Annotated in this window: 8 protein-coding genes; 3 read left to right on the top strand and 5 right to left on the bottom strand. The window is 67.1% G+C overall.

Translation table 11 applies throughout. The features are described from left to right. The 3 genes from BDIM_RS00430 to BDIM_RS00440 form a co-directional block, all read left to right on the top strand. A partial coding sequence (locus BDIM_RS00430; RefSeq protein WP_081461797.1) for a FliI/YscN family ATPase occupies positions 1 to 1077 on the top strand: 1077 nt, incomplete at its 5' end. A gap of 16 nt (positions 1078 to 1093) precedes the next feature. Further along, a complete protein-coding gene (locus BDIM_RS00435; protein ID WP_003163587.1) occupies positions 1094 to 1507 on the top strand; it encodes a flagellar FliJ family protein in 414 nt (137 codons plus the stop codon). Between the two features lie 2 nt (positions 1508 to 1509). Then, positions 1510 to 2580, top strand: a complete 1071-nt coding sequence (locus BDIM_RS00440; protein WP_003163588.1) for an endo-1,4-beta-xylanase — start codon at positions 1510 to 1512, stop codon at positions 2578 to 2580. 86 nt (positions 2581 to 2666) lie between these two features. On the opposite strand, the gene BDIM_RS00445 is transcribed toward BDIM_RS00440, so the two are convergent. From BDIM_RS00445 to rpsD, 5 genes are all read right to left on the bottom strand, one after another. Beyond that, positions 2667 to 3047, bottom strand: a complete 381-nt coding sequence (locus tag BDIM_RS00445; RefSeq protein ID WP_003163589.1) for a hypothetical protein — start codon at positions 3045 to 3047, stop codon at positions 2667 to 2669. Further along, positions 3047 to 3175: a hypothetical protein gene (locus BDIM_RS18550; protein WP_003163590.1), complete on the bottom strand. Its 129-nt coding sequence runs from the start codon at positions 3173 to 3175 to the stop codon at positions 3047 to 3049. Before BDIM_RS18550 ends, BDIM_RS00445 begins: the two co-directional genes overlap by 1 nt. 87 nt (positions 3176 to 3262) lie before the next feature. Then, positions 3263 to 5617, bottom strand: a complete 2355-nt coding sequence (locus BDIM_RS00455) for a bifunctional diguanylate cyclase/phosphodiesterase (protein WP_003163591.1) — start codon at positions 5615 to 5617, stop codon at positions 3263 to 3265. A gap of 115 nt (positions 5618 to 5732) precedes the next feature. Beyond that, complete coding sequence (locus BDIM_RS00460) at positions 5733 to 6128, bottom strand: hypothetical protein (protein WP_040344689.1); 396 nt, start codon at positions 6126 to 6128, stop codon at positions 5733 to 5735. A 163-nt stretch (positions 6129 to 6291) separates the two neighbouring features. Beyond that, positions 6292 to 6909, bottom strand: a complete 618-nt coding sequence (gene rpsD, locus BDIM_RS00465) for a 30S ribosomal protein S4 (RefSeq protein ID WP_003163593.1) — start codon at positions 6907 to 6909, stop codon at positions 6292 to 6294. Positions 6910 to 7169: the final 260 nt, after the last annotated feature.

The raw sequence follows: 7169 nt of genomic DNA on the forward strand, positions 1-7169 counted from the left end.
AGCGTGCGCCCGACAACGGCGTGGTTGGGCCGCATCATCGATTCCTTCGGCGAGCCGATCGACGGCCTGGGGCCGTTGACGCCGGGCCTCGTCCCCTACCCCCTGCGCGCGCCGCCGCCGCCCGCCCATTCGCGCGGCCGGGTGGGCGAGCGGCTGGATCTGGGCGTGCGGGCGATGGACGTCTTCACCACCACCAGCCGGGGCCAGCGCCTGGGCATCTTCGCCGGTTCGGGCGTGGGCAAGTCGGTGCTGCTGTCCATGCTGGCGCGTCAGGCCACCTGCGACGTGGTCGTCGTCGGCCTGATCGGCGAACGGGGCCGCGAGGTCCGCGAGTTCATCGAGGAGACCCTGGGCGAAGAGGGGCTGAAACGGGCCGTCGTCGTGGTCGCCACCAGCGACGAGCCGGCGCTGAAGCGGCGTCAGGCGGCATACATGACCATGGCCGTGGCCGAGTTCTTCCGCGATCAGGGGCTGGAGGTGCTGTGCCTGATGGACAGCGTCACCCGCTTCGCCATGGCCCAGCGCGAGATCGGCCTGGCCGCGGGCGAGCCGCCGACGACCAAGGGCTACACCCCCACCGTCTTCACCGAACTGCCCAAGCTGCTGGAGCGTGCGGGGCCGGGACCGATCCGGCCGGACGGGACCGAGGCGGGACCGATCACCGCCCTGTTCACCGTGCTGGTGGACGGGGGCGACCATGACGAGCCGATCGCCGACGCCGTGCGCGGCATTCTGGACGGCCACATCGTCATGGACCGCAAGATCGCCGAGCGCGGCCGCTTCCCCGCCATCGACGTGCTGAAGTCCGTCAGCCGCACCATGCCCGGCAACCAGTCCCCGCCCGAGCGCGAACTGAACCGCCGCGCGCGCCAGTGCCTGAGCGCCTATTCCAACATGGAAGAGCTGATCCGCATCGGGGCCTATCGCACCGGGGCCGACCCCATCGTCGACCGCGCCATCGCCCTGAATCCGGCCCTGGAAGGTTTCTTGACCCAGGACAAGGACGACGTGACGCGCCTGAACGAAAGTTTCGACAGACTTGAAACCATCCTGAACCAGGGCATGGTGGACCAATGATCACGGGAGACGACGCATGACGACCTGGGCCCAATCCCTGATCCGCATCTCCAACTATGAGGTCGAGACGCTGCAGAAGCGTCTGGCCGAGATCAGCGCCCGCAAGGCCGAGGCCGAGATGCGCGTCGCCGTGCTGGACGCCGAGGCCGAGGTCGAGCGTGAGAACGCGCGGCACGATCCGTCCTCCGGCATGATGCTGCAGGCCTATCTCAACGGCTGGAAGCAGCGCCGCGCCGACGCCGAGGCCGAGGTCGCCGCCGTCGCCGCCGAGGAAGAAGGCGCCCGTGACGCCCTGACCGGCGCCTTCGAGGAGCTGAAGAAGTTCGAGCACGTCGCCGAAACCACCCGGCTGAACAAGCTGACGGCCGCCGCCAAGCGCGAGGCCGCCGCCTATGACGAAATGGGCCTGCGTCGCCGCGCCGAGGGCTAGACGTGATCGACCGTCGCGCCCTGCTGGCCTCAACCCTCGCGCTCGCCTCCTGCGGCGCGGGCGAGGCGCCCGCCACGCCGCCGACCGGCCCTGTTCGGCCGCTGAAAGCCGTCGCCCCCTTCCCTGTCGGAACCGTCGCCATGTCCGGCCAGCTGTCGGATCAGGACTGGTTCCGGTTGGTCTCCACCCACTTCTCCCAGCTCACGCCCGAGTGGGAGATGAAGATGGAGTACATCCTCCAGAAGGACGGCTCCCTGCGCTTCGACGCGCCGGACCGCATCGCCTATTTCGCGCGCGATCTGGACATCCGCCTCTTCGGCCACGCCCTGATCTGGTACGCGCAGGACCACCCGTGGTTCACCGCCCTTGTCGACGACCGCCCGCGCTTCATCGCCGAGCATGACCGCTATATCGCCGAGGTGGCCGGGCGCTGGCGCAGTCAGATCGTCGGCTGGGACGTGGTCAACGAACCGGTCGAGGATGACGGAAGCGGCTATCGCGACTGCGTCTGGAGCCGGGGTCTGGGCGGGATCGACGCCTATATCATCCGCGCCTTCGAACAGGCGCGCATCGCCGCGCCCGAGGCGACCCTGTTCCTGAACGACTACAATCTGGAGAACACGCCCAAGAAGGGCGCGGCCTTCCTGCGTCTGGTCGAGCGGCTGCTGAAGGCGGGCGCCCCGGTTCAGGGCATCGGCGTCCAGTCCCACCTCGACATCGAAATCCCCAAGGGCCAGATCGCCGCCTTCATGAATGAGGCCCGCCAGTTCGGTCTGCCCATCCATGTCTCCGAACTGGATGCGTCGCTGAAGCGCGGCGGCCGGATGCCGGACCTACGTTCCCGCGCCCAGCGCCGCGAGCAGCAGACGGCGCGCGTGGCGGAACTGGCCGAGGCCTTCATGAGCCTGCCCCCCGCACAACGCTTCGCCTTCACCGTCTGGGGCGTGCGCGACAGCGATTCCTGGCTGCGTCGCGGCGAAAACGACGACGGCCGGGACAGCCCCCTGCTGTTCAATGACGAGGGGCGGCCGAATCCGCTGTTCGGCGTCCTGTCAGGAGCGTTCGACGCCTGACGACGAAGGAAAAGGGGTGCGGAACGCAAGTCCCGCACCCCTATATGTCTCGACCGACGAACGCCCCCCCAAAGAGAAGGCGACGCCTACAGGCTGATCGGGTTGATCACCCGGACCGGCTGGCCCGCTTCCAGGCCCAGTTCGGCATAGGTCCAGCTGACCGTCACGCCCTCGGGCGCGAGGGCGCGGCACACGTCGGGCGTGCGACGCACCAACTTCAGCTCAGCCGGATCAGAGTCCTTGATCTGCACTTCGAAACTGGACGCCTCGGTGCAGCCGTTGGACCCGACCACGACGTTCAGGCGCTGGCCGTCGAAGTCGACGCGGCGCACCGCCTCCACGACTTCCGTCTTGGCCATATTGGGCTCCGTGACGACCGAAACCTTCTCGCCGCCCCCATTGGAATAAATGACGCAACCGCCCAGCAAGGGCAGCAGGGCGACGGCGGCCAGCAGAGCGCCGCGCATCAGGCGCCTTCCGCCGGCGGCGTGTGGATGACGCGCGTGGTCGGCTTCTCAGTGGCGATGATGATGCAGCCCGACAGAGCCGGCGCGGCGACAGCCGCCAAGGCCAGGGCGATGATGATGCGGCGCATGAGACGCGTCCCTTTTTTTAACTTGGCCGCACCCTGCCAGCGCCGGGTCGCAGGGTCATGTGAATAATCGGCAAGGATCGCCGCCCGTCACGCGGCTGTCGCCGTCTCCTCCAGGTCGATCCAGGCCGCGCCGTGGTGCAGGGCGTCGGCTTCGGGTTGGGGGCGGCCGAGCAGGTAGCCCTGCACCTCATTGCAACCCTGGGCGCGCAGGAAGGCCAACTGCTCGGCGGTTTCGACGCCTTCGGCCAGGACCGGGATCGACAGGCTTTCGCCGATGGTCAGAACGGCGCGGATGATGGCCCGCGACTGCGGCGCCTCGCCGTCCAGTTCGGTCATGAAGGAACGGTCCAGCTTGATCTTGTCGAAGGGGAAGGCCTTCAGCGTCGACAGCGAGGAATAGCCCGTGCCGAAGTCGTCCATGGCGATGGTCACGCCCAGCGCCTTCAGCTGACGCAGCACATGGGTGGTGCGCGCCATGTCGGTGATCATGGCCGTCTCGGTGATCTCCAGCTCCAGGCGCGACGGCGCAAGGCCGGTCTCCAGCAGGATCTGATGCACCAGACGAGGCAGATCGACGTGGCTCAACTGCACCGGCGACAGGTTGACCGCGATGCGATGCGGCTCCTCCCAGGCGGCGGCCTGGCGGCAGGCCTGACGCAGCACCCACTCGCCGATCGGCAGGATCAGGCCGTTCTCCTCGGCCACGGGGATGAAGTCGGCCGGCGAGATGTAGCGGCCTTCATCGTTCTTCCAGCGCAGCAGGACTTCATAGCCGGTGGCCTTGCCGGTCTCGACCGAGGCCTGGACCTGATAGTGCAGCTCGAACCGCTCGTTCTCGAGCGCCTCGCGCAGGGCCTGGGTGACGCGGCGACGGGCGCGGACCGCCTGATCCATGTCCGCCTCATAGAAGCAGACGTCCTGGGTCAGCGACGCCTTGGCCCGGTACATGGCCAGGTCGGCGTTGTTGATCAGGGTGGACACGTCCTGGGCGTCTTCCGGCCACAGCGAGACGCCGATGCTGGCGCCGCACGACACGTCGGCATGGTCGAGCGTCACGGTCTGGATCACGGCCTGACGCAGGCGCTCGGCCACCGCGCGGGCTTCGTCGCGGGTCGCGACCGAGGCCAGGGCCAGGAACTCGTCGCCGCCCTGGCGCGCGATGAACTCGCCCTCGCGCAGGGCGCCCTTCATGCGTTCGGCGATGATGCACAGAAGCTGGTCGCCGACCGCGTGCCCGTACAGGTCGTTGACCTCCTTGAACCGATCCAGGTCCAGGGCGAACAGGGCCAGACTCTCGCCCTCGGCCGCCGTCTGCTTCTGGCGCGTCAGCCGCTCCAGGAAGGAGGCTCGGTTGGGCAGGCCGGTCAGGCTGTCGTTGCGGGCCAGGTGGGCGATGCGACGTTCCTGGGCCATGCGGGCGCGCAGGTCGCGCACGGCGTAGATCATGGTGCGGCCGCGCGCCATCAGGTCGCGCCGGGCCGACAGTTCGACCGGAATCTCCTGACCGCCGGCCATAAGAATGGTCTGGGTCACAGCGCCGTCGTCGAGACGGTGGGCGTCCTGCACCCAATCCCCCAGATCGGCGCCGATCAGGCTGTCACGGTCGGCGCCGGCCAACTCGGCCAGGACTTCATTGACGGCCACGATGACGCCGTCGCGTTCGATCGCCATGCCGTCGACGCCGGTCTCGAGCAGGTACTGCAGCCGCTCGCGGTTCAGCGCCAGGGCTTCCCGATCCAGGGCGTGGCTGGCGGCGCCGGCGCCCAGCACCAGCAGACCGACGCCGGCGACGCCCAGCGCCAGCACATGGCGCGCGTCCTCGCCCGTCAGCATGCCGTCCAGCGGTCCCAGCGGAATGACGGTCATCGCCGCCATGGCCGTGAAGTGCAGGCAGACGATGCCCAGCACCATGGCCGCCCCGCCCTTCAGCCGCGCGAAGCGTTCTTCGGTCGAGGCCAGGCGGAAGGCCAGGGCGCCGAACGCCACCGAACCGATAATGGAGACCGCCAGATAGACGGCCGACCAATGCACCACGCCCTCGACCGACAGGGCGGCCATGCCGACGAAGTGCATCCCGGCCACAGCCATGCCGAACAGGGCGCCGCCCGCCTCGACGGAGAAACGGCGGCGCATGGAGGCCGTCGCCAGGGCCAGGCCGACGCCCAGGACCGCCACTGCCAGGGAGACGCCCGTCAGCATCGGCTCATAGGCCGTCTCGACGCCCGGTCGATAGGCGATCATGGCCACGAAATGGGTGCACCAGATCGTCGCCCCGCCCGCGACGGCGCCCAGGAACAGCCACGACACACGCGACAATCCCCCGTTTTCGCGAACGCGCCGCAACAGTCCTGTTGTGATGAAGCTGCCCAGCAGGCAGATCAAGGCAGCCAGGGCGACGAGCCCCAGATGGTGCTCGTCAGTCAGACAGGTCAGGACACGCATGGAAGACGCCGTAGGGAATAGGGAGTCTGATGTCCTAAAAGCCAAGGCGTTAACCCTGGCTGTCTCGATATGAATAACGAAAATTGAAAAAGCGGCCCTTAAGCCGCTTCAGCCTCTACTGGCTGACGGCCGCGGCCTCGCCGTCCATCATGTAGGGATTGTTGACCAGAACGTTGGCGCCGGGCGGAAGGCCCAGTTCCTTGAAGGTCCATTCCATCTGCACCCCGCCCCGGACCGGACGGCTGCAGCGATCCTCGTCCAGACGACGCAGGGTGATGACCGCCGAATCCTTGAGCTGGGTGATGAAGGGCTTGACGTCGCTCTTGTCGGTGCAGCCGTTCGAGCTGACGCGGAACACGGCCAGATCGCGGGTGAAGGCGGCGGCGTGGATCGGCTCCAACTGCCCCGGCATGCCCTCGGTCCGCACCAGGGCGCCCGGCTTCGAGGCGCACCCGGCCAGAGCCGCGACAGACAGCGCCGCAACAACGCAGAAAGCGATCCGATATCTCATCTCGGCCTCCTGCGGCTCGATCCTGACAGCGAGGGGCAACATGCCTTGGTTTGGCCCAAAAGGAAACCGCCGCTGCGTCTGATTAAAAAAGAGGCCCCGGCGAGCCGGAGCCTCTTTTCTTGTCTTGAACCACGACCCGACGGATCGGGCGGGATCGTCGAACTTACGAGGAGTAGTATTCGACGACCAGGTTCGGCTCCATCTTCACCGGATAGGGCACGTCGGACAGTTCCGGCACGCGGCCGTAACGGACCGAGAAACCACGATCGCCCAGTTCCAGATAGTCAGGCAGATCACGCTCGCTCGACTGCTGGGCTTCGAGCACCAGCGCCATGTTGCGCGACTTTTCCTTGACCTCGACGACGTCGCCGACCTTCACGCGGTACGAACCGATGTCGACCTTCTTGCCGTTGACGGTGACGTGGCCGTGCGAGACGAACTGACGGGCGGCCCAGACGGTCGGCACGAACTTGGCGCGGTAGACGATGGCGTCCAGACGCGATTCCAGCAGACCGATCAGGTTTTCCGAGGTGTTGCCCTTGCGACGGGCGGCTTCAGCGTAGGTCGCCGCGAATTGCTTCTCGGTGATGTTGCCGTAGTAGCCCTTCAGCTTCTGCTTGGCCTTCAGCTGCAGACCAAAGTCCGAGACCTTGGACTTGCGGCGCTGGCCGTGCTGGCCGGGGCCGTAGGAACGCTTGTTGACGGGAGACTTGGCGCGACCCCACAGGTTTTCACCCATGGCCCGGTCGAGTTTGTACTTGGCGCTATGGCGCTTGGACATGTGTCACTCTTCATCATGATGCGGCCCGGCTGCTCCCCGATTGGAGCGGCGATCTCAACGGCGGTCCACGCATCGTCCGTAATAGACATCGCGCCTCGGGCGAAACCCGGTGCGAGAAGGCCGGGCTTATGAAGGCGGCGGACCCTGGAGTCAATGTCGGCGACCTCTCCTCCTAGATGACAGAAAGGAAACTTGAGCCTGAAGCCGCTGTTCGTGCAGTTGCGCCGACAAGAAGAAACGACTCGGGAGGCTCTCGGCAT

Origin of the sequence: Brevundimonas diminuta ATCC 11568 (assembly GCF_000204035.1) — a bacterium.
Lineage (GTDB): Bacteria > Pseudomonadota > Alphaproteobacteria > Caulobacterales > Caulobacteraceae > Brevundimonas > Brevundimonas diminuta.

Bases quoted from the DNA above. Each gene is read 5' to 3' on its own strand.
- BDIM_RS00435 (WP_003163587.1), top strand. From the start codon at position 1,094: ATGACGACCTGGGCCCAATCCCTGATCCGCATCTCCAACTATGAGGTC.
- BDIM_RS00445 (WP_003163589.1), bottom strand. From the start codon at position 3,047: ATGCGCGGCGCTCTGCTGGCCGCCGTCGCCCTGCTGCCCTTGCTGGGC.
- BDIM_RS18550 (WP_003163590.1), bottom strand. From the start codon at position 3,175: ATGCGCCGCATCATCATCGCCCTGGCCTTGGCGGCTGTCGCCGCGCCG.
- BDIM_RS00455 (WP_003163591.1), bottom strand. From the start codon at position 5,617: ATGCGTGTCCTGACCTGTCTGACTGACGAGCACCATCTGGGGCTCGTC.
- BDIM_RS00460 (WP_040344689.1), bottom strand. From the start codon at position 6,128: ATGAGATATCGGATCGCTTTCTGCGTTGTTGCGGCGCTGTCTGTCGCG.
- rpsD (WP_003163593.1), bottom strand. From the start codon at position 6,909: ATGTCCAAGCGCCATAGCGCCAAGTACAAACTCGACCGGGCCATGGGT.